The sequence below is a fragment of the Pantoea sp. BRR-3P genome, assembly GCF_039621635.1.
GTDB classification, from domain to species: Bacteria; Pseudomonadota; Gammaproteobacteria; order Enterobacterales; family Enterobacteriaceae; genus Pantoea; species Pantoea floridensis.
The window spans coordinates 21,895-42,997 of record NZ_CP155066.1 but is presented as its reverse complement, the minus strand read 5'-3'; the positions used below and the strand labels follow the sequence as shown (position 1 = coordinate 42,997).

At 56.3% G+C, this 21,103-nt stretch carries 18 protein-coding genes and 1 riboswitch; of the genes, 8 read left to right on the top strand and 10 right to left on the bottom strand.

All coding sequences use genetic code 11. The annotated features are described in order from the left end of the window. Positions 1-11: 11 nt before the first annotated feature. The 5 genes from kdpB to AAGR08_RS00165 all read right to left on the bottom strand — a co-directional run bounded on the left by kdpB (position 12) and on the right by AAGR08_RS00165 (position 6,655). Entirely contained in the window at positions 12-2,060 is a 2,049-nt protein-coding gene (kdpB, locus tag AAGR08_RS00185; protein ID WP_345827854.1) for a potassium-transporting ATPase subunit KdpB, read from the bottom strand. A gap of 7 nt (positions 2,061-2,067) precedes the next feature. Beyond that, entirely contained in the window at positions 2,068-3,747 is a 1,680-nt protein-coding gene (gene kdpA / locus AAGR08_RS00180) for a potassium-transporting ATPase subunit KdpA (RefSeq protein WP_097095719.1), read from the bottom strand. After that, a complete protein-coding gene (gene kdpF / locus AAGR08_RS00175) occupies positions 3,747-3,836 on the bottom strand; it encodes a K(+)-transporting ATPase subunit F (RefSeq protein ID WP_099686964.1) in 90 nt (29 codons plus the stop codon). Before kdpF ends, kdpA begins: the two co-directional genes overlap by 1 nt. A gap of 108 nt (positions 3,837-3,944) precedes the next feature. Then, positions 3,945-5,108: an HD-GYP domain-containing protein gene (locus tag AAGR08_RS00170; protein ID WP_345827851.1), complete on the bottom strand. Its 1,164-nt coding sequence runs from the start codon at positions 5,106-5,108 to the stop codon at positions 3,945-3,947. Positions 5,109-5,272: 164 nt separating this feature from the next. Beyond that, positions 5,273-6,655, bottom strand: a complete 1,383-nt coding sequence (locus AAGR08_RS00165) for an MFS transporter (RefSeq protein ID WP_345827850.1) — start codon at positions 6,653-6,655, stop codon at positions 5,273-5,275. 423 nt (positions 6,656-7,078) lie between these two features. Between AAGR08_RS00165 and AAGR08_RS00160 the strand changes: the two genes are divergently transcribed. From AAGR08_RS00160 to AAGR08_RS00145, 4 genes are all read left to right on the top strand, one after another. Further along, complete coding sequence (locus AAGR08_RS00160) at positions 7,079-7,993, top strand: sugar ABC transporter substrate-binding protein (protein WP_345827849.1); 915 nt, start codon at positions 7,079-7,081, stop codon at positions 7,991-7,993. Between the two features lie 298 nt (positions 7,994-8,291). Further along, on the top strand, positions 8,292-8,867 hold the full coding sequence (locus AAGR08_RS00155) for a DUF3304 domain-containing protein (protein WP_345827848.1): 576 nt from the start codon (positions 8,292-8,294) through the stop codon (positions 8,865-8,867). 118 nt (positions 8,868-8,985) lie between these two features. Next, positions 8,986-9,561, top strand: coding sequence for a DUF3304 domain-containing protein (locus AAGR08_RS00150; protein ID WP_345827847.1), 576 nt, complete (start codon positions 8,986-8,988; stop codon positions 9,559-9,561). Continuing rightward, positions 9,549-11,999, top strand: coding sequence for a DUF2235 domain-containing protein (locus tag AAGR08_RS00145; protein WP_345827845.1), 2,451 nt, complete (start codon positions 9,549-9,551; stop codon positions 11,997-11,999). Before AAGR08_RS00150 ends, AAGR08_RS00145 begins: the two co-directional genes overlap by 13 nt. A 73-nt stretch (positions 12,000-12,072) precedes the next feature. On the opposite strand, the gene AAGR08_RS00140 is transcribed toward AAGR08_RS00145, so the two are convergent. Continuing rightward, positions 12,073-12,567 carry a GNAT family N-acetyltransferase gene (locus AAGR08_RS00140; protein WP_345827844.1) on the bottom strand — a complete coding sequence of 165 codons (495 nt, stop codon included), beginning with the start codon at positions 12,565-12,567 and terminating at the stop codon, positions 12,073-12,075. A 64-nt stretch (positions 12,568-12,631) separates the two neighbouring features. Here AAGR08_RS00140 and AAGR08_RS00135 point away from each other — a divergent pair, with 64 nt between their 5' ends. Next, positions 12,632-14,464 (top strand): ABC transporter ATP-binding protein, encoded by a 1,833-nt coding sequence (locus AAGR08_RS00135; RefSeq protein ID WP_345827843.1) that lies wholly within the window; start codon positions 12,632-12,634, stop codon positions 14,462-14,464. Here AAGR08_RS00135 and AAGR08_RS00130 read toward each other — a convergent pair. Beyond that, positions 14,461-15,585: a GNAT family N-acetyltransferase gene (locus AAGR08_RS00130; protein ID WP_097095711.1), complete on the bottom strand. Its 1,125-nt coding sequence runs from the start codon at positions 15,583-15,585 to the stop codon at positions 14,461-14,463. The two genes, AAGR08_RS00135 and AAGR08_RS00130, sit on opposite strands and share 4 nt — an antisense overlap. A 264-nt stretch (positions 15,586-15,849) precedes the next feature. Here AAGR08_RS00130 and AAGR08_RS00125 point away from each other — a divergent pair, with 264 nt between their 5' ends. From AAGR08_RS00125 to AAGR08_RS00115, 3 genes are all read left to right on the top strand, one after another. Further along, on the top strand, positions 15,850-16,749 hold the full coding sequence (locus AAGR08_RS00125) for a LysR family transcriptional regulator (RefSeq protein ID WP_345827842.1): 900 nt from the start codon (positions 15,850-15,852) through the stop codon (positions 16,747-16,749). Between the two features lie 98 nt (positions 16,750-16,847). After that, positions 16,848-17,789, top strand: coding sequence for a glutathione S-transferase family protein (locus AAGR08_RS00120; RefSeq protein WP_345827840.1), 942 nt, complete (start codon positions 16,848-16,850; stop codon positions 17,787-17,789). Between the two features lie 11 nt (positions 17,790-17,800). Beyond that, a complete protein-coding gene (locus tag AAGR08_RS00115) occupies positions 17,801-18,406 on the top strand; it encodes a prolyl oligopeptidase family serine peptidase (RefSeq protein ID WP_097095708.1) in 606 nt (201 codons plus the stop codon). Here AAGR08_RS00115 and AAGR08_RS00110 read toward each other — a convergent pair. The 3 genes from AAGR08_RS00110 to AAGR08_RS00100 form a co-directional block, all read right to left on the bottom strand. Then, positions 18,403-19,200 (bottom strand): sugar phosphate isomerase/epimerase family protein, encoded by a 798-nt coding sequence (locus tag AAGR08_RS00110; RefSeq protein ID WP_345827837.1) that lies wholly within the window; start codon positions 19,198-19,200, stop codon positions 18,403-18,405. The genes AAGR08_RS00115 and AAGR08_RS00110 overlap by 4 nt on opposite strands. A gap of 106 nt (positions 19,201-19,306) precedes the next feature. Continuing rightward, positions 19,307-19,684 carry a fluoride efflux transporter CrcB gene (crcB, locus tag AAGR08_RS00105; protein WP_097095706.1) on the bottom strand — a complete coding sequence of 126 codons (378 nt, stop codon included), beginning with the start codon at positions 19,682-19,684 and terminating at the stop codon, positions 19,307-19,309. Positions 19,685-19,773: 89 nt separating this feature from the next. After that, a riboswitch (Fluoride riboswitch) is annotated at positions 19,774-19,849 on the bottom strand. A gap of 145 nt (positions 19,850-19,994) precedes the next feature. Then, complete coding sequence (locus AAGR08_RS00100; RefSeq protein ID WP_345827835.1) at positions 19,995-21,023, bottom strand: zinc-binding alcohol dehydrogenase family protein; 1,029 nt, start codon at positions 21,021-21,023, stop codon at positions 19,995-19,997. Between the last annotated feature and the right edge of the window lie 80 nt (positions 21,024-21,103).

Genomic DNA, 21,103 nt, shown 5'->3' with positions numbered 1-21,103 from the left:
TTCTCTTCTCCTCAAGCCAGGCCAAGCAGCGTCAGCAGCAGGTCGATAGCTTTAATCCCGATAAACGGCACCACTAATCCGCCCGCGCCATAAATCCACAGGTTGCGACGCAGCAGCGCTGCGGCGCTCAACGGGCGATAACTCACGCCTTTTAGCGCCAGCGGGATCAGAAACACAATCACCAGCGCGTTGAAAATCACCGCCGACAGAATCGCCGAATTAGGCGAATGCAGCCCCATCACGTTCAACATGTTGAGCTGCGGATAGGTGGCGGCAAACGCGGCCGGAATAATGGCGAAATACTTCGCCACGTCGTTGGCGATACTGAAAGTGGTGAGCGAACCGCGCGTCATCAGCATCTGTTTGCCGATGTGCACCACTTCCAGCAGCTTGGTTGGGTTAGAGTCGAGATCGACCATGTTACCCGCCTCTTTTGCCGCCTGGGTACCGGAATTCATCGCCACCGCCACGTCGGCCTGCGCCAGCGCCGGTGCGTCATTGGTGCCGTCGCCGGTCATCGCCACTAAACGCCCTTCCGCCTGATACTGGCGAATCAGCGCCAGCTTAGCTTCCGGCGTGGCTTCCGACAGGAAATCATCAACGCCCGCTTCCGCCGCAATCGCCGCTGCGGTTAACGGGTTATCGCCGGTAATCATCACCGTTTTGATGCCCATCTTGCGCAGCTCGGCAAAGCGCTCTTTAATGCCGCCTTTGACGATATCTTTCAGCGCCACCACGCCCAGTACTTGTGCACCTTCAGCCACCACCAGCGGTGTACCGCCGGCGCGCGCCACCTCTTCAACGTCAGCGTTCACTTGCGCGGGAAAACGGCCGTTGCTGGCTTCGATATGGCGACGAACGGCATCTACCGCGCCTTTGCGGATCAGGCGATCCTGCACGTTGACGCCGCTCATCCGCGTTTGCGCCGAGAACGGAATGAAGCTGGCGCCCATGCTGCTCAGATCGCGCTCACGCAGGTTAAATTTCTGCTTCGCCAGTACCACGATGCTGCGCCCTTCCGGGGTTTCATCGGCCAGCGACGCCAGCTGCGCCGCATCGGCCAGCTGCTGCTCGCTAACGCCCGGAGCCGGCAGGAATTGCGTCGCCTGACGGTTGCCGAGGGTGATGGTGCCGGTTTTATCCAGCATCAACACATCGACGTCACCCGCCGCTTCAACGGCACGGCCGCTGGTAGCGATAACATTCGCACCGAGCATGCGGCTCATGCCCGCCACACCGATAGCCGACAACAAGCCGCCGATGGTGGTAGGAATCAGGCACACCAGCAGGGCGACCAGCACCGTCACGCTGACGGGCGTGCCACCATAGGCTGAGAAGGGCCACAGCGTGACGGTTGCCAGCAGGAACACAATCGTCAGCGACACCAGCAGAATGGTCAGCGCCACTTCGTTCGGCGTTTTGCGACGTTTTGCGCCTTCCACCATGGCGATCATGCGATCGAGGAAGGTTTCCCCCGGATTGACGCTGCACTGAATCACCAGCCAGTCAGACAGAATGCGTGTACCGCCGGTTACGGAGGAGAAGTCGCCGCCGGATTCACGGATCACCGGCGCAGATTCACCGGTGATCGCGCTTTCATCCACCGATGCGCCGCCCTCCAGCACTTCGCCGTCGCAGGGAATGATGTCACCGGCTTCCACCAGCACCACATCGCCTTTGCGCAGCGTGTCGGCGGCCACGTTGTGCCACTGCGCGCCATGGCGCGGTTCGGCCAGTTTTTTCGCATCGCTGGTTTTGCTGATGCCTTTCAGGCTGTTGGCCTGCGCCTTGCTGCGCCCTTCCGCCAGCGCTTCGGCAAAGTTAGCAAACAGCACGGTGAACCACAGCCAGATGGCAACCGCAGCGGTAAAGCCAGCGCTGCCGCTGAGCGTGCCGACGGCCATGCCAGCCGCTAATACCGAGGTCAGCACGCTGCCGAGCCACACGATAAACATCACCGGGTTGCGGAACTGTACGCGCGGATCGAGTTTTTTTAGCGCATCCAGCATGGCAACGCGCGTTAGCGCCGCATCAAACAGCGCCAGTTGTTGACGACTCATGATTCCGTTATCCCTGAATAAGTTGCAGATGTTCCGCTACCGGGCCAAGCGCCAGCGCGGGGATGAACGTCAACGCGCCCACCAGCAAGACGGTGCCAATCAGTAGCGCGATAAACAGCGGGCCGTGCGTTGGCAGCGTACCGTTGCCCACCGGCTGAATTTTCTTCGCCGCCAGCGAACCGGCAATCGCCAGCACCGGAATGATGATGCCGAAACGACCGATCAACATGCAGAAACCCAGCAGCAGGTTCCAGAACGGCGTGTTTGCGCTCAGGCCGGCAAAGGCGCTGCCGTTGTTGTTGGCCGCCGATGACACCGCATACAGCACTTCGCTAAAGCCGTGAATGCCGGGATTGGCCATCCCCGCGCGGCCAGCGTCGGTCATCATCGCCAGCGCGGTACCGAGTAGCACCAGCGTTGGCGTCACCAGAATCGCCAGCGCGGTCATCTTCATCTCCCACACGTCGATCTTTTTGCCCATATATTCCGGCGTGCGACCGATCATCAACCCGGCGATAAACACCCCCAGCAGCACGAACAGCAGCATGCCGTACAGACCCGCGCCAACGCCGCCGAATACCACTTCACCCAACTGCATCAGCCACATCGGCACCATGCCGCCGAGCGCGGTGAAAGAGTCATGCATGGCATTCACCGCACCGCACGATGCCGCAGTGGTGATCACCGCAAACAGGCTGGAGTTGAGGATGCCAAAGCGCGTCTCCTTACCTTCCATGTTGATGGCGCTGTCCGCGCCAAGCGTCAGGAAGTGCGGGTTACCACGCAGTTCGGCCCACATCACGGTGATCACCGCCAGCACGAACATAATGGTCATCGCCCACAGCAGCATGTGGCCCTGACGACGATCGCCAAGATGCTGACCAAAGGTGAAACAGAGCGCTGCCGGGATCAGGAAGATGCTCAGCATCTGGATGAAGTTACTCAGCGCCGTCGGGTTCTCGAACGGATGCGCCGAGTTGACGTTAAAGAAACCGCCGCCGTTGGTGCCAAGCATTTTGATCGCTTCCTGCGACGCCACCGGTCCGAGCGGCAGCGTCTGCTGCGCCCCTTCCAGCGTGGTGAGCGCGTGATAAGGCTCGAACGTTTGAATGCTGCCCTGGCTGACGAAGAACAGCGCCATCACCAGGCTGATCGGCAGCAGCACGTAAACGGTGATGCGCGTCAGATCGCGCCAGGCGTTGCCGAGCGTCGCCAGCGAACGGTTGGCGAAACCACGAATCAGCGCAAACGCCACCGCGATGCCGGTTGCCGCCGACAGGAAGTTCTGCACCGTGAGGCCCGCCATCTGACTGAAATAGCTCAGCGTGCTCTCCCCGGCATAAGACTGCCAGTTAGTATTGGTGACGAAACTGATGGCGGTATTCAGCGCCAGATCCCAGCTCAGATTGGGCAGATGCTGTGGGTTGAGCGGCAGCGCCGCCTGCGTCATCAACATCAGCAGCAACACAGCAAAACCGAGTAGGTTAAACAGCAAAATCGCCAGCAGATAGTGCGGCCAGCGCATGGCGTCGCCGTCCGCGCCGGCCAGTCGCCACAGCGCGCGTTCGGTGCGCGGCAGCAGCGGCTTATCAGCGACGAACAGCGCGAGGTAACGACCCAGCGGTTGTGCCAGCACCATCAGTACCAGCAGGAATACCGCAATCAGCAAGAATGCATTCGCAGCCATCAGAACGCCTCCGCATTAAGCAGGGCATAAATCAGGTAGCCCAGAAGAATAAACACCAGCACGATGCTGGCTATCACGCCCACGCTCACAGCAACCTCCAGAGGATTTGGTAGTGCTGCAAGCATGCGCGGCGCGGCATAAAGAAGGGGTAAAAAGGCAGGAGACGGGCGTAAATAAAGTATAAAAATGGTGTGAAATTAAGCGCTTTCTAACGCCCAGATACGATTCAGATCGACGTTGTGCCACAGTCCGCTGTCCTCAGCGCCGGTAATACTGTCGGTGCAGAAGCTGTCGCCGAGATCGAGCGCTTCCACTTTCACTTCGCGTTGAGCGTGAAGCGACCAGAAAACATGCACTTTTGGTTTCAGCAATGATTTTTCACCGGCCTGCACCACCAGCGCCACGCGCCCGGAAGCCAGCCGTACCAGCGATCCCACCGGATAAATCCCGATAGTACGCACGAAAGTATGCATCAGCGTGTTGTCGAAATGGCCGCGCCAGCTCAGCATATGGTGCATCGCTTCAGCAGGGGTCCAGCCTTTGCGATACGCGCGATTCGAGGTCACCGCATCATAGACGTCACACACCGCCGCCATGCGGGAAAACAGCGTGATGTCCTCTCCTTTCAGGCCGTGTGGATAGCCGCTGCCGTCATATTTTTCATGGTGGTGCAGCGCGATATCCAGCAGATCTTCACCGGCATCGGCTTCCATCAACATCTGCGCGCCGACAATCGGATGCTGGCGCATCACGGTAAACTCTTCGTCGCTCAGCCTGCCGGGCTTGTTGAGAATCTCCAGCGGCACCGCCGCTTTACCGACATCATGCAGCAAACCGCCCATGCCGACGCGACGCAGCTGTTGCTCATCCAGGCCCATTTTTTTGCCGAGCGAAATCATTAATCCGCACACCGCCATCGAGTGCAGATAGGTGTAATCGTCATGATTTTTCAGCCGTGCCACACTGAGCAATGCCGTTGGCTCGCGGGTAATCGAACCGGCAATTTGATCCACCAGATCAAGGGTATAATCAAGGTCAAGCCTTTGCCCCATGCGCGCCTCATTAAACATCGCCAGCACCTGCGGCTTCCCCTGATTGAAAATACTTTGCGCTTGATCCATCTCCTGAAAAAAGGGCGTTTGCGGAATTGCTTTCTGCGGCATAGGCGCGACAGGAGCCTGAACCGATTTATCGAGATCGATCCACAACTGCAGGATCCCCTCGTTACGGATCATCGCGATCTGGCGTTTATCGGTGATCAGCATTTGGTTGCGGATGCGCTTATCTTTTACCCACCAAACCTCAAGTTTGTGGATAAACATGCCCTGCCGCAGTTCGTCAACGTTAATCAGCTTTATCACGATATCGCTCCTTAATATCAGTGGGTGGTAAGGAGATATCGGCAGCTGAACAAAAAATCTTCAGCAGGGATTTGTGCGATTGGTGAGGATTGTGGGGGGAGGTGCGCATCGATGCGCACCGTACGACGGTAAGGGCTTTGACCAGGTGCGCATAAATGCGCACCCTACGGGGTTGTAGGGTCGCCATTCATGGCGACCTGGCTTGAAGTCTCCTGCTCCTCGCCGACGCGTTCAATCGGTCCCATCACCAGCAGGAACAGCAGTGCCGCAACGACACAGTGCGCACCAACGAATACCAGCCCGATGCTGTAACTGCCGGTTAAACCGACGATGATGCCGAACAGCAGCGGCGTGATAAAACCAGCCATATTGCCGATGCCGTTAAAAATCGCACCTGCCAGGCCAACCGCTTCTTTCGGTGCAGTATCGCTAACAATCGTCCAGGTGCCCGCGCCTGCCGCCACGCCTTTGCCAAAGAAGGCGAAGGACATAATGGCGATAATGCCGACGTTGCTGGGGATAATCGCCGCCAGAATCAGCGATGCGGCCATCAGCATGCCAACGATATACGGCGTCTTACGCGCCCACGACAAACTCCAGCCGTTCGCCAGCAGTTTGTCGGAGATATAGCCGCCGCTGATACCGCCGAGGAAGCCGAACAGCGCCGGCGCGATGGTGGCAAAGCCGGCATCCATAATGTTCATGCCGCGCGCCTGCACCAGATAGATCGGGAACCAGGTGATAAAGAAGTAGCTCAGCGCAATAGTGCAATATTGGCCGATATAGGCGCACCACAGCATGCGGTTACTCAGCAGCGTTTTGAACATCGCTTTGCTCAGCGGCGGCCGGGCTTTTAAGGTGTGCGCCTCATCAATATCCACCAGCGCACCGCCCTGCTCGATATAGCGCAGCTCCGCGTCCGATACCTGTGGATGGTGGCGCGGGCTGCGCATAAAGCCCATCCAGACAAACACCGCCAACACGCCAATGCCGCCCAACACAAAGAATGGCCATTCCCAACCGAAGCGCGACACCAGCCAGCCAGAAAGCGGCGAGAAGATGGCCACGGCAAAATATTGCGCCGAAGCAAATAACGACGAGGCACGACCGCGTTCAGCGCTCGGAAACCACATAATCACCGCGCGCGCATTGGCAGGAAAACTCGGTGCTTCAATCAGGCCCAGTGCAAAACGCAGCGCAAACATCAGCGTTAACGCCATGGTCATGCCGCTGGAGAACTCTCCCACAAAGCCCATTAGCAGCGTGGAAATCGACCACAGCGCCAGCGTCACGCCATAAACTTTTTTGGTGCCGAAGCGATCGAGAAACAGCCCGCCAGGGATCTGGCCGATCACATACGCCCAGCTGAAGGCTGAGAGGATCAGGCCAAGCTGAATCGCCGAAAGTCCAAACTCATCTTTGATCGCCGATCCGGAGATCGACAGGATCGAACGGTCGGCGTACGCCACCACGGAAAGAAACAGGATCAAGCATAAGATCCACACGCGTACGTGGCTATTCTGCCTGCGGTTATTGGCTTGTTGCATGGGCTGAATTCCTTAATGAGTGCGCTCGATGTCTTGCAGGAATACCGCTTTATTTCCCCTGTTCAGCAACTATAGGAAGCCAATTCAGCCGCGGTCATTGGGCGAATGGCGGAATCGCGCGGGCAAAATGGCATCGGATTTGGCAACTGCCACAAGGCGAGGTGCGGCGCTGCACAAAACCAACAAGAACAGCGTGCTTTTGCACCAGAATGTGCGCCTGTTCTAGGAAAATCCTTCGCATCAACACTATGAGCGCGCGAAGGGAGGGCGCGCCTGGCAGCAAAGTGTGCGCTTAGCTGCAAAATCCGCCCAAGCAGATTGTCAGCCGCCTGACGGACTCGTAGGCTGAAAATGATTTCATTGAGCCATTTTTAATCCCAATGAAACATTCATTCTAATAACAAGCTTACTCTGGAGTCTGCGATGAAAACCCTCAAGGCGATTGTGTTGCTCGGCCTGCTCTTAGTTTCTGCCTCGGCACTGGCGGAAAAAATTGGCGTATCGATGGCCTACTTCGATCAAAACTTCCTGACGATTATTCGCCAGTCGATTGATAAAGAAGCTAAAGCGCGCGGACTCGATATTCAGTTTGAAGATGCACGCGGTGACGTTGGCCGCCAAACCGACCAGGTGCAGAGTTTCATCGGCTCAGGTGTGGACGCCATCATCGTCGATCCAGTCGATTCCGCCAGTACGCCGCAGCTCACCAGGCTGGCGCAGCAGGCGAAAATTCCGCTGGTGTACGTTAACCGCACGCCGGGCGATAAATCGCTGCCGCCGGGCGTAGTGTTTGTCGGCTCCGACGAGCGTGAATCCGGCACTTTGCAGATGGAAGCGCTGGCCAAAATGGCCAATTACAAAGGTAACGTGGCGATCATGATCGGCAACCTGACCGATGCCGGCGCGCTGCAACGTACTAAAGACGTTGAACAAGTGGTGGCGAAATATCCCGGCATGAAAGTGGTGCAGAAGCAGCCCGCCAACTATGCGCGTAACGAAGGCATGGATCTGATGAACAACTGGCTTGGCAACGATGAAGCGATTGATATTGTTGCAGCCAACAACGATGAGATGGCGATTGGTGCCGCTATGGCGCTGGCAAAGGGCAACAAAAAAGTGCTGGTGGGCGGCATTGATGCCACGCCGGATGGTTTGAAAGCGCTGTCGCAGGACAAGATTCAGGTGACGGTGTTCCAGGATGCGGTCGGCCAGGGCAAAGCGTCGGTGGATGTGGCGCAGAAGCTGATTAAAGGCGAGAAAGTCGATTCACACGTGTGGATCCCGTTCGAGCTGGTAACCAAAGAGAATATGCAGAAGTACGTGGAAAAGTCCCAGTAACCATACACCCATGCAGGGTTGGCCCAGTTGGGCCAACCGCGGATAATCACGCTCGATAAGATAACCTAGAATTACTTAACTTTTTGATATAAAAATGATTTATACCATTCCCCCATCGCTAGTTAGGTGGTAAACCAGCCTTAAAACAAACACCTTATATGAAAAGCCCAAAGCAGTGTCCTGACTTTGTAATCCCCTACAACATGCCGTTTTATCATTTGATTTCTTAATGAAACCCTCTCAGAATCCACACAAAGTACAGGCCATTAATTAATCAACAAGCAAAAGGGATTGCGCTGTGAAACTTAAACCTTCCGTAGGGATAGCGGGGGTCTTGCTGCTGACCGCATTCTTTCAGCCTGCTTTCGCCGGCACTATTGAAGCAGTAAATCATACGAAATGGGCCATCAATCACTTCAGCGTGAATGGTCAGTCCGGGCTGGATGCTATAGGCCCGTTTCAAGGGGGCGGTGGAGGATGCTGCTATCAGTCACCGTCTGCGTGGAAACCAGGATTGACCGTTCATGTTGAATGGGAAACCGGCATTGCTTTTGCCAGTGATGCTCCAGAAATACCCAGACCAAAACCCCCAGTGAATCATGGGCAACCTAAAAAAATTTGGGAGCAAGAAGCAAGAACTTATAACAATGATTTAGCTGCATGGTTTCAGAAAATCAAATTACTGAACAAAACGCACTCCACGGTTGTTCAGCTTCCTCCCTACACCTCTTCTGAAAAAACCTGCGGTATCACGGTCCACTTCTTTCCCTGTGATCAGGTCAAGGTGACAACCAGTTGTGCTGGTTATGGCAGCCCTGCTTATCCCATCAATGAACCTGTGAACATGAAGGAGCCTGCTGTATGTCCGAAGTAAACACCGCACTAACCTGGTATCCGCCAGAACTTCTATGACTTAGCACACTTAATGAAAAGCGGAATGATTTACATAAATACACGTCTTTAACCATCCAACCAGCAAAAGGAATTTGGCTGTGAAAATAAAATCTTTTGTAGGGATCGCGGGGGTCTTGCTGCTGACCGCATTCTTTCAGCCTGCTTTCGCCGGCACTATTGAAGCAGTAAATCACACGAAGTGGGCTATTAATCACTTCAGCGTGAATGGTCAGTCCGGGCTGGATGCTATAGGCCCGTTTCAAGGGGGTGGTGGAGGATGCTGCTATCAGTCACCGTCTGCGTGGAAACCAGGATTGACCGTTCGGGTAGAATGGGAAACCGGCATTGCTTTTGCCAGTGATGCTCCAGAAATACCCAGACCAAAACCCCCTGTTCTAAAGGGGCAAAGCAAAGAAGCCTGGCATCAGGAAGCGGTTGCTTATTACCAAAAAGAGCAAGAATGGTTTCAAAAAATTAAATTACTGAACAAAACGCACTCCGCGGTTGTTCAGCTTCCTCCCTACACCTCTTCTGAAAAAACCTGCGGTATCACGGTCCACTTCTTCCCCTGTGAACAGATCAAGGTAACAACCAGTTGTGCCAGTTATGGCAGCCCTGCTTATCCCATCAAAGAACCTGTGAACATGAAGGAACCTGCCGTATGTCCGAAGTAAACACCGCACTGACCTGGTATCCGCCAGAGTTTCCGGCATTGGGGAGATTGCCCAAAGATGCAGCACTGGCTGGCAAGAATTACCGACAGCAGGACAGTCAGGAGCTGGCATATCACAACGAACTCTCTATGGCAGCAGGCCGCCGCGTAGAACCTCCCTGCTGCAAGACCCTGCACATTAGCCTGTTTTTTGATGGTACCGGCAACAACCTCAATCACGACCTCTATATATCCAATCCGAAACATCCTACCAATATCGCCCGCCTGTTCCGGGCAACCATAGGCCAGGGCTATGCCGCTGGTCTTGGCAGCAGGAATTCAGAGCTAACGGACCTCGCGGAAAGTGCCGGCAACAAATATTACAAATACTATATGCCCGGCGTGGGTACTCCTTTTCCTGAAGTAATGGACCTGGATTTCAGTATGACCGGTTTAGCCTTTGCGATGCGGGGTGAGGACAGGATTAACTGGGGGCTTCTGCGGATAATTGACGCTCTGCGACGTACCACCGGGCTGGCGAAAATTGATGATGGTGAATGCTGGAAATCAGTGCAGAACATGGCAACGTCAATGGCTATCTTCGGCTTTACTGGCAGCAGCAACCGTTATGAAGAGTTTCAGCGCCTGCTCAAGGCCCCAGACTTACAGGAAAAACTGAAGGTCGCGCTGAACCCGGCGGAACCGGGAAAAATCAGGTTGCTGGGCATTAAGCTCTATGTCTACGGTTTTTCACGCGGGGCAGCGGCAGCCCGCACCTTTGTCAACTGGCTCAGCGAGCTACTCCCTTCACCACAAGACGGAAAGGGCACGCCAGAGCAATGTCTGATGGCTGGCGATCTGAAAATACCGCTCAGCGTAGAATTTCTCGGCCTGCTCGATACGGTGGCCTCGGTGGGGGTTCCCCATCTGGCACCGATAGCGCAAGGCCATATGGGATGGGCCGACGGCAATCAGGAGCTGCCGAATGAAGAAACCTACGGCGGCATGATAAAACGCTGTGTACACTTGGTTTCCGCCCACGAGCAGCGGTTGTGCTTCCCGCTGGACTCCATCCGCCGCACTGACGGCACTATGCCAGCCCACAGCGTTGAAGTTGTATACCCCGGTATGCACTCCGACATTGGTGGCGGCTACCCGCCGGGCGACCAGGGCAAGGCAAACGGGCCGGACGATGGCATTCTTCTTTCTCAAATCTCGCTCCATGATATGTACGCCGCTGCCTTTTACGCAGGGGCACCGCTAAAGGTTCCATTAGAATCAATCCCTGAAATTCTAAAAAATGATCAGTGGCGTATCATACCTGAGGATGTCCGGCAGGATTACATGGTATCTCCAGAACTGATTCAACGCTTCAACGCCTGGCGTACGCTGACGCTCAACCTCTCGCCTGCTGCAGAACTTTTCACTTCAGCCCAGTCTGCAAGCTACAAACCGGAGCCAGCCCAAATAAGCCTGGAAAAAGCCTTAGAGGAGCAGGTTGCCTGGCTCACCGCATGGCGCATCGGACGCTATGCGAATGGCACCTACAAAACGCAGCGTTTTTATATCGATGCCGCCGCCAACGGGCTGGACAGCGACAGCGATCCGGCTGTTCTTAAAGCCTCAAAGCAAGTACAGGCAGACCGGCAGAAAGCAGTAAACGATAAACGAAAAGAAATGCAGTCCAAAATGAATGAAGGCGAGTTTAAGCTAATGCCGCAAGGGCCTAAGGACTTTGACGCAGCCCTAGGCCAGACCCAGCTTCGCCAGGGTGCCGACGAGTTCCGTCATGAATATCAGGGACTGCGCCCGGACAATACCCAGGAATGGTATTTCGAGCCCATATACGCACTGAAAAACTCGGTCTTTTTACTGAATACCGATAATGAATACGACGAGTGGCTGCGGATGAAGACTGCCGGTGAGAGCCGCCTCAAGGTGCTGTTCCCAACGACAGATACACTCGACGCGATGCTCCCCGGCGGGCTAGTTCGTTCGCTGTTTGACGACCAGATACATGACTCCCGTGCCTGGTTCATGCATAACGCTTTTGGCGCCCGCGAGCCATGGGGCAGCTACTTCCGATACCGAATGGTTTATTTTGGTAAAGATTGTAATAAACCGTTGTCTCCGCTCATTATCGCTGGCATGGCCGTTGGGGTTGCCACGCTTGCAGGCGGCGCCGCATTTATCATTCGCCAGAAAAACTCACAAGGCAAACTACTTGGTATGGCTGGCATGTTGGGCGCGGTATCTCTGGAGACACAGGCTGTCGATATCCTTTCAGGCAAACCGCTTCCCCTACTCCCTGGCGCTGAAGTGCTGCAGGCATTTACCCAGAAGCCCGGTGCTGTCGTCGCCCAGCAAAAGGCAGCTATTGCACAACAGGAATTCGCCAAGATCAAAGCTGTAATTGATGCGGGATGGTTGGATGGAGCTATGGAAGCAGTGAATACCTGACATCGTTAAATTGGCGAAGAGTGGGTGACTTTGTGCGTTTTTTGGCAAGGTCGCCATAATGGCGACCCTACGGTTAAGAGCGTAGCTGCGCCATCTGCACAATATCGTGATACTCGCCGTCGCGCAGGCAGGCTTTGCGCTTCACGCCTTCGCGCTCGAAGCCCAGCTTTTGATACAGGCCCAGCGCGCGCTCGTTGTCGTGGAACACTTCCAGCTCAATGCGCATTATCCCCAGCCAGTTGTAGGCGTAATCGATGGCGTGGCGAATCAGTTTTTCACCGATGCCGCGTCCGCCATAAGCCGGATCGACGCTAATGCCAAAACTGATGCTGTGGCGGGTACGCGGGCGCTGCTCAACAAATAGCGTCAGCTCGCCAACCATCGCGCCATCAATCTCCGCCACAAAGCCGATATACCCCAGCTCATCCATTTTCTCGAACTTTTTCTCCCAGGTCGCCACGCTAGGACACGGCAGCTGCGTGGTCCAGCGATACACATCAGGATGGCTATAAAGACGCTGGTAGGCGGCGGCATCGCCCGGTTCACGACCGCGAATCAGTAAATCCATGTCGGTAATCCCTTTTCACTTGCACTAAGCTGTTAACTCTCACCAATTTGGGAAGAGTGACTCTATGTTGTATCGTCGTTTTGAACGTTTTATCAATATTTTCCAGGATGCGCCAACCGATTCCCCACCTTCCAGCGTTTGGCCGTTTTACTTCTATTATCTGCGTCAGGTTTGGCCAAGTTTTGTCGCGCTGCTGATTGTTGGGCTGGCGCAGGCGCTGATTGAAGTGGCGCTGTTTAGCTATCTCAGCCGCATTATTGACCTGGTTAATCACTCCACGCCCGCCACGCTGTTTAGCGATAACGGGCCGGTGCTGCTGTGGATGGCCTTTGTGGCGCTGATCCTGCGGCCGGTGGTGATTGCCGTACACGACATGCTGGTACATCAAAGCATTAACCCGAGTATGACCAGCATGATCCGCTGGCAGCATCACAACTACGTGCTGCGCCAAAGTCTGAACTTCTTCCAGAACGATTTTGCCGGGCGCATCGCCCAGCGCATCATGCAAACCGGTAACTCGCTGCGTGATTCGGCGGTACAGCTGGTGGATGCCATCTGGCACGTGGTGATTTATGCGGTGACCTCGCTGGTGCTGTTCGCCGAAGCGGACTGGCGCCTGATGATTCCGCTGGTGATCTGGATTGTCGCCTACAGCGTATCGCTGAGCTTCTTCGTGCCGCGCGTCAAGCAGCGTTCGGTGGTGTCATCGGAAGCACGCTCTAAATTGATGGGCACCATCGTCGATGGCTACACCAATATCGCCACCATCAAACTGTTCTCGCATAACGATCTGGAGAAGCGTTACGCGCGCGAAGCGATTCAGGAGCAAACCGACAAAACCCAGCATGCCAGCCGCATGGTAACCACCATGGATATCACGCTCTCAACGCTGAATGGCCTGCTGATTGTCAGCACCTCGGCGCTGGCGTTGTGGCTGTGGAGCCAGTCGCTGATAAGCGTAGGTGCGATTGCGCTGGCGACCGGTTTGGTGATCCGCCTGGTGAACATGTCCGGCTGGATCATGTGGGTAGTGAACGGCATCTTCGAAAATATCGGCATGGTACAGGATGGCCTGAACACCATCGCGCAGCCGCTGAGCGTGCAGGATGAGCCCAACGCTAAAAAGATGCAGGTGACGCGCGGCCAGATCCGCTTCGAAGATGTGCGTTTTGATTACGGCGGCAGCCGTCAGGTGATCAACCGCCTCAATCTCAACATTAAGCCAGGCGAGAAAATCGGTTTGATTGGCCCGTCCGGCGCCGGTAAATCCACCCTGGTGAATCTGCTGCTGCGGCTGTATGACATCAACAGCGGGCGCATTGTGATTGACGATCAAAACATCGCCGAAGTGACGCAGGAGAGCCTGCGCGGGCAAATTGGCATGATCACCCAGGATACCTCGCTGCTGCACCGCTCGATTCGCGACAACCTGCTGTATGGTCGACCGGACGCGACAGAAGCGGAGTTGCAGGCGGCGATTATCCGCGCGCGCGCCGACGAGTTCATTCCGTTGCTCTCCGATCCGCAAGGCCGTACCGGGCTGGATGCGCACGTTGGCGAACGCGGCGTGAAGCTGTCGGGCGGCCAGCGTCAGCGTATCGCTATCGCTCGCGTGCTGCTGAAAGATGCGCCGATTCTGATCATGGATGAAGCCACCTCCGCGCTCGATTCCGAGGTAGAAGCGGCGATTCAGGAGAGCCTGGAAACACTGATGCAGGGCAAAACGGTGATCGCCATCGCGCACCGTCTCTCCACTATCGCGAAGATGGATCGCCTGGTGGTGCTGGAGAAAGGGGAGATTGTCGAGATGGGCAACCACCGCGAACTGCTGGCGCACGGCGGCTTGTACGCGCGCCTGTGGCAGCATCAGACCGGCGGTTTTGTCGGCGCGGATTAATCACCGCGTCGATACGGCAGGGATTCGCGCGCTTCTATCGCCCAGGCGCGCACCCCTGCCCGTTCCTGCTGCAGATAATCGGCTACCGCTTCACGCAACCCGGGATGAGACAGATAGTGCCACGAGTGCGTGATGTGCGGCTCAAAGCCGCGTACCAGCTTGTGCTCGCCCTGCGCACCGGCATCAAAACGCTGCAAACCTTCCGCAATGGCGAAATCCATGCCCTGATAAAAACAGGTTTCAAAATGCAGGCGATCAAACTCCGCCAGGCAGCCCCAATAGCGGCCATACAGCGTATTGCCATCCACTAAACAGAACGCCATCGCCGCCGGTTGGCCCTGCAGCGTCGAAATCACCACCCGAATCGAACGTGGCATCCGTTCTGCCAGCAGGCTAAAAAATTGGCGCGTCAGATACGGTCGCTGACCGCGCACCGCATAGGTGTTGGCGTAACAGGTGTAGATGAAATCCCACTGATCTTCGCGCAGCTCATCGCCGCGATACCAGGTGAAATCAAAACCGTTGTTCATCACCTGTTCACGCTCTTTGCGCAGCTGTTTACGCTTGCGTGACATCAGCGTGTCGAGGAAATCCTGGAAATCGCGATAGCCTTTATTATGCCAGTGATACTGCAGACCAAGGCGCTCCAGCCAATCTGGCTGCTGTTCAATGATTTGGTTAGCGAACGGCGTGGTGAAGTTGATATGCGCACCGCTCAGGCCGTGCTCAAACAGGTTATCCGGCAGCGCGTTGAGCAGTTTTCGCACCGCCGCTTCATCGCCCAGCAGGCGTGCGCCGGTCACCGGGCTGAACGGAATCGCGCCCAGCCATTTCGGGTAATACGCAATACCCGCGCGCTGACAGGCATCCGCCCACGCATGGTCAAACACATATTCCCCGCGCGAATGGCGTTTGCGATAGCCCGGCAGCGCCGCGCGCACGCTACCATTCTCACGCCATAACAGGTGATCGGGCTGCCAGCCATTTTCCGGCCGCACGCTGCCGCTCTCTTCTAATGTCAGGAGAAAGGCGTGGCGTAAAAAAGGTTGATCGTCAGGTAACAGCGCATCCCACTCGACAGCAGAAATCTCCGCCAGCGACGACAGATGAAACAAAGACATTCACGGCTCCCGGCCAGGTGAAAGCGAAAGTCTAGTTCAACAGTTTTTCCCGCGCGGGAAAAGGTGCAGCGCACTGAATGTGTAATGGAGGTATTTAACCGGTTGCGCGCCCTGCGGTTGATTGATTTTAGGTCGCCATAAATGGCGCCCCTACGATGGACCGACGCGTTTTGTAGGGTCGCCATTCATGGCGACCGTGTGCACAATTTGACACGGGCGACCCGCAGGCCGCACCCTACGATTTTCTCGTCACCTGGAATCTTGATGGATCGACTCGATTGTGACCGCATGTTCGTCGCGGTGCTGGAAGTGGGCAGCTTTGCCGGCGCGGCGGCGCGTCTTGGCACCAGCAGTGGCCAGGCCTCAAAGCTGGTTTCGCGGCTTGAGCAGGAGCTCGGTGTGCAGCTGTTGAAACGCAGCACGCGCGCGCTGTCGCCCACTGAAGTCGGTCGCGCCTACTACGAGCGAGTGAAAACGCTGCTGGAAGCCTTTGCTACGCTGGATGCCACAGTGCGCGACAGTGCGACTACGCCAACCGGCCGCCTGAAAATCAGCGCTCCAGGCACTTTCGGCACGGCGATACTTTCCAGCGTATTGGTCGAGTTCGCACGCCACTATCCGCAGATCGAACTCGACGTTAACTTCTCCGATCGCGCAGTGAATATCGTCGATGAAGGATTTGATATGGCGATCCGTATCGGCAAGCTCGACGACAGCAGCCTAATCGCCCGCCGCCTCGGCGATGTGCCGATTCGCGTTGCTGCCTCTCCGGGCTATTTGCTCCAGCACGGCACGCCGCAGCACTGGCGCGATTTGGCGACGCATCAATGTATCAGTGACACCAACTTCCGCGATCCCTGGCATTGGCCGTTCGTTACACCGTGCGGCGACAGCGTAAGCATGCCGATTCGTGGTCGTCTCTGTTTCTCCAATACCGAAGCCTGTTTACAGGCGGCGATGGCCGGATTAGGCATCGCGCGCCTGCCGGGCTTTATTGCCGTATCCGCGCTGCAGCGTGGCGATATCGTCCCATTGCTGGAAGCGTTTGCTACGCCGCCGCTCGGCCTGTTTGCGCTCTATCCGCCGGCGCGCCATCTGGCGCAAAAAATCCGGCTGCTGATCGATTTCCTCGCCAACCATTTCCAGCACCATCCGCCCGGCTGACTCCTTCCAAAATGGAAGCAATGAAAGCCATTTTGCCCGGATTATCACTTATCCAGCAGAGCTGTATGCTCTCTTCATCAACGTAGAGGGGCAAAATTATGCTGGTAAACGGTAAGTGGAGTGCAGAGTGGCATCCGGTGCAAGCCACCGACAAACAGGGCGGATTTGTGCGTCAGACCTCCAGTTTTCGTCACTGGATTAGCGCAGATGGCTCCAGCGAATTTGCGGCCGAGCCGCATCGTTATCACCTCTATGTGGCGCTGATTTGTCCGTGGGCTTCACGCACGCTGCTGGCGCGCAGCCTGAAAGGACTAGAGCACGTGATCAGCGTTTCGGTGGTTGAGCCGCAGCTCGGCGCGCAGGGCTGGCGCTTCGGCGATTATCCCGGTGCAGATCGCGACTGGCTCAACAAAGCCGAATACCTTCACGAGCTTTACACCCGCGCCGATGCCGATTTCACCGGGCGCGCCACCGTGCCGGTGCTGTGGGACAAGCAGACGCACACCATCGTCAATAACGAGTCGGCCGATATTTTGCGCATGCTGAACAGCGGCTTTGGCGCGCTGGCGGACGATCGCATCGATCTCTATCCCGAGGATCTGCGTGCCGAGATCGACGCGCTGAATGAAGCGATCTATCCACGCCTGAATAACGGCGTTTATCGCACCGGCTTCGCCACCACGCAAGTGAGCTATCAGCAGGCGTTTAACGACGTGTTCAGCCAGCTGGATGAGCTGGAGCTGCGTTTGCAGGATGGCCGCACTTTCCTGCTCGGCGAGCGCGTAACCGAAGCGGATATCCGCCTGTTTGTCACGCTGGTACGCTTTGACGTCGCCTATCACGGCCTGTTTAAATGCAACCTGCGCCGCCTGCGCGACTATCCGCTGCTCGATCGTTATCTGAAGAGTATGCTGGCGGTTTCGGGCGTGCGTCAGACGGTGAATATCGACCATATCAAACAGGGCTATTATTCGATTAAAGCGCTGAATCCCAACGGCATTGTGCCGGTTGGCCCGGATATGACGGCCTACGGTTTATAAGGAGCAGTGCGATGGCAAAAGCGTTAGTGATTTTTTTACATGGCGTCGGCAGCAGCGGCGACGATCTGGCGGTGCTCGGCGAACATTGGGCGCGCCTGCTGCCGGATGTGGCGTTTGCCTCGCCGAATGCGCCCTTCCCGTTCGAACATGCGATGGGATATCAATGGTTCAGCCTGACCGGCATCACGCCGGAAAACCGCCCGGCGCGCGTACGCGACGCGCGTGCCGCCTTTGATGCCACGCTGCAACAGCTGATGGCGCAACACGGCATGGCGGACGCGTGGGATAAAGTGATTCTGGTGGGTTTTTCGCAGGGTTCGATTATGGCGCTGGATGCGCTAGCGTCTGGCCGTTATCCGCTGGCGGGCGTGGTGGCGTTTTCCGGCCGTCTGGCGTTTGACGCAGCCTTAACGCCGCAGCCTTACACGCCTGCGCTGCTGATTCACGGCAAAGCCGATGATGTGATTCCGTTTAGCGAAAGCGAATCGGCGGCGCAGCGTTTGCAGCAGGCGGGCGTGACGGTGGAAGCGCGTTATGAAGCCGCAACCGGCCACACCATTTCATCGCAGGGCGCGATGGATGCAGCCGGGTTTATTGCCCAATGCTTGCAGGATTAAGGCCAGTAGCGGTTTAACGCCTGCCACGCCTTGTGCGCAGCCACGTCCGCTGGCTGCGCTTTCAGCTCATCATTAAACACTTCAATGCCGACCGGCCCGCTGTAACCCGCACTTTTCAGCTTATCGACAAAGCGTTCCACTTCGATAATGCCGTCACCCGGCAGCAAACGCTGATGACGCGCATACTCGCTGAGCGGCTTTTTATCCTGCGGCGGCATCTCTGCCATGTCGCACAGCTGCACTTCGTAGATACGATCGGCAGGAATGCCATCCAGCTGCGACGCATCGCCGCCTGGCGCACAGATGTGGAACAGATCGACCACTAAACCGATATTCGGTTGATCCAGCCGCTGCAGCCGTTCCCATGCCAGCGGCAGCGTGTTATCCACGCTGCACCACGCCATTGGCTCATACATGATGCGCATGTTGTAGCGCGCGGCTTCCGACGCCAGCCAGCGCAAATCTTCATCAATCCGCGCCGCCACGCAATCTTCGCGCGTGCTGGCCGGTGCCTGGATGGTGTCGCAGCCGATGGCCTGAGCAATCTGAATAAACTGGCGCAGTTCTTCGCGTTTTTGCTGACGATCACGATCCGGCGCACCGGTGAAATCGCGTAGCACCTGTACATTGGTGAAACCCAGCTGCAACTGCTTTGCGAGCTGCGACGTACTGGCCTGCACATCTTCACGCCAGATCTCCACCTGGTCGAAACCGGCGGCGCGTGCGGCGCGCAGCTTTTCCTCAGGTTCACCGTTTAACAACACCAGGTTAAGGAATTTGGGGTTACGGCGCATTAATCAGCTCCTTAATCGTCCGGATAATCGGTGACAAATTCTGTCCGTCACGCGGACAGAACGGCGTTCAGTATCTACCTCTTAGGAGTTATTTCAAGCGTGGCGGTTATCCCAGCAGATTCACCACGGCAAAACCGGCAAAGGTCATCAGCAGAGAACCGATAACGTGCACCATGACACTCGACATCGCCCAAAGGTATTTACCTGATTGCAGCAGCCCGACAATTTCCGCCGAAAAAGTGGAAAAGGTGGTTAAACCGCCACACAAGCCGGTAACTATCAGTAACTTCCAGAAAGGATCGATCTGTGGATTACGGACAAAAAACGCCAGCGCGGCACCAATAATAAAACCGCCCACAAGATTCACCATCAAGGTGCCCGGCGGCAAATTGGGAAATAGCGCGTTAAACCGCAAAGAGATTAACCAGCGCAATGAACAGCCCACTGCACCGCCAACGATAACCGCCAGTAACGACTTCAACATAGTGTGTAGCTCCTGAAATGAAATACGCGCAGGGCCGCGGCAGGACAGAAAACACCTGACACACCGCCGTCTCCCGCGCAGGGATACGAGTGTTGTCAGGCGTCATCAGCCGTCTGTGACCAGAACGGCGGTTGGGGAAGGTGGCACGCCATCACCTTAGGCGGGAGATAATACGCTGGCTTAGCAATGCAGACAATATGGTGAAAGAGGCACAATGTTGTAGCGGCGCGATTTATCGCGCGTATCAATGAAGGCACAGTGCCAACCCATCTTTGCGCAATAAATTGCGCCGCTACGGTGTGTGCGAATATCAACGATTGAAATGAATCACGCCCTTAATCAGTTCGCGATTATTGATGACCTCGGCTTCAAAGGTCTCCGCCAGCGTAGAGAAATCATAATGACGATTCAGCATCATATCGGCACGAAGCTGACCGTTAGCCATTAGTTCGCCAACTTTGGCGAAATCTTCCAGCGTGGCGTTGCGGCTGCCCATCAAGGTGGCCTCCTTTTTATGGAACTCGATGTCGGGAATCACCAAATCCCCTTTATGCAGGCCAACAAACACGATGGTGCCGCCGTGACGAATCAGTTTTACCGCACCGTTCATTGCTGCCGGGCTGCCGGTAGCATCGATCACTTTGGCGGCTAAGCGTCCGCCAAACTCCGCTTTCAGCTGCGTTGCAAAATCCTCTTCCAACGGATTTACCGTCGCCACACCCAGCTTCTCCGTCACATGCGCACGCCGCTGCTCGCTGGTATCCGCCACCACCACATGAGCACCAGCCGCTGCCGCAATCGCCGCCACGCCGAGACCAATCGGCCCTGCGCCCACCACCAATACCTGCTCATCCGCCACCACCGCTGCACGGCGTACCGCATGGGCGCTAATGGCAAAGGGTTCAATCAGCGCGGCGGCTTGCGGATCGACATCATCTACCGCCAGTAAATTGCTGGCGGGCACGCTAAGGAATTCGCAGAAACCGCCATCCTGATGCACACCAATCACCGAGATTTTTTCGCAGCAGTTGGTTTTGCCGCTCAGGCAGGCATCGCACTGCTGGCAAGCCACATAAGGAATCAGTGCCACGCGCTGTCCTGTCCGGAAGCCGCTCGCCTGGCTACCGAGTTGCACTACTTCGCCGCACAGCTCATGCCCCAACACGCGCGGATAGCTGAAGAACGGCTGATTTCCGGCCCAGGCATGAATGTCGGTGCCGCAAATCCCGGCGGCGATCGGTTTGATGAGGACTTCATTCGCGGCAGGCGTCGGTTTAGTACGCTGCTGCCACACCATCTGGCGCGGCTCGGCGACCACCAGCGTTTTCATTGTTGTCATGGGTTTCTCCTGTGCTGATGTCGCAGTTATGGCGAAAATCATGAGTTGTAGGTTTTTGCGTGGGGGGAAGTGTGAAGCGA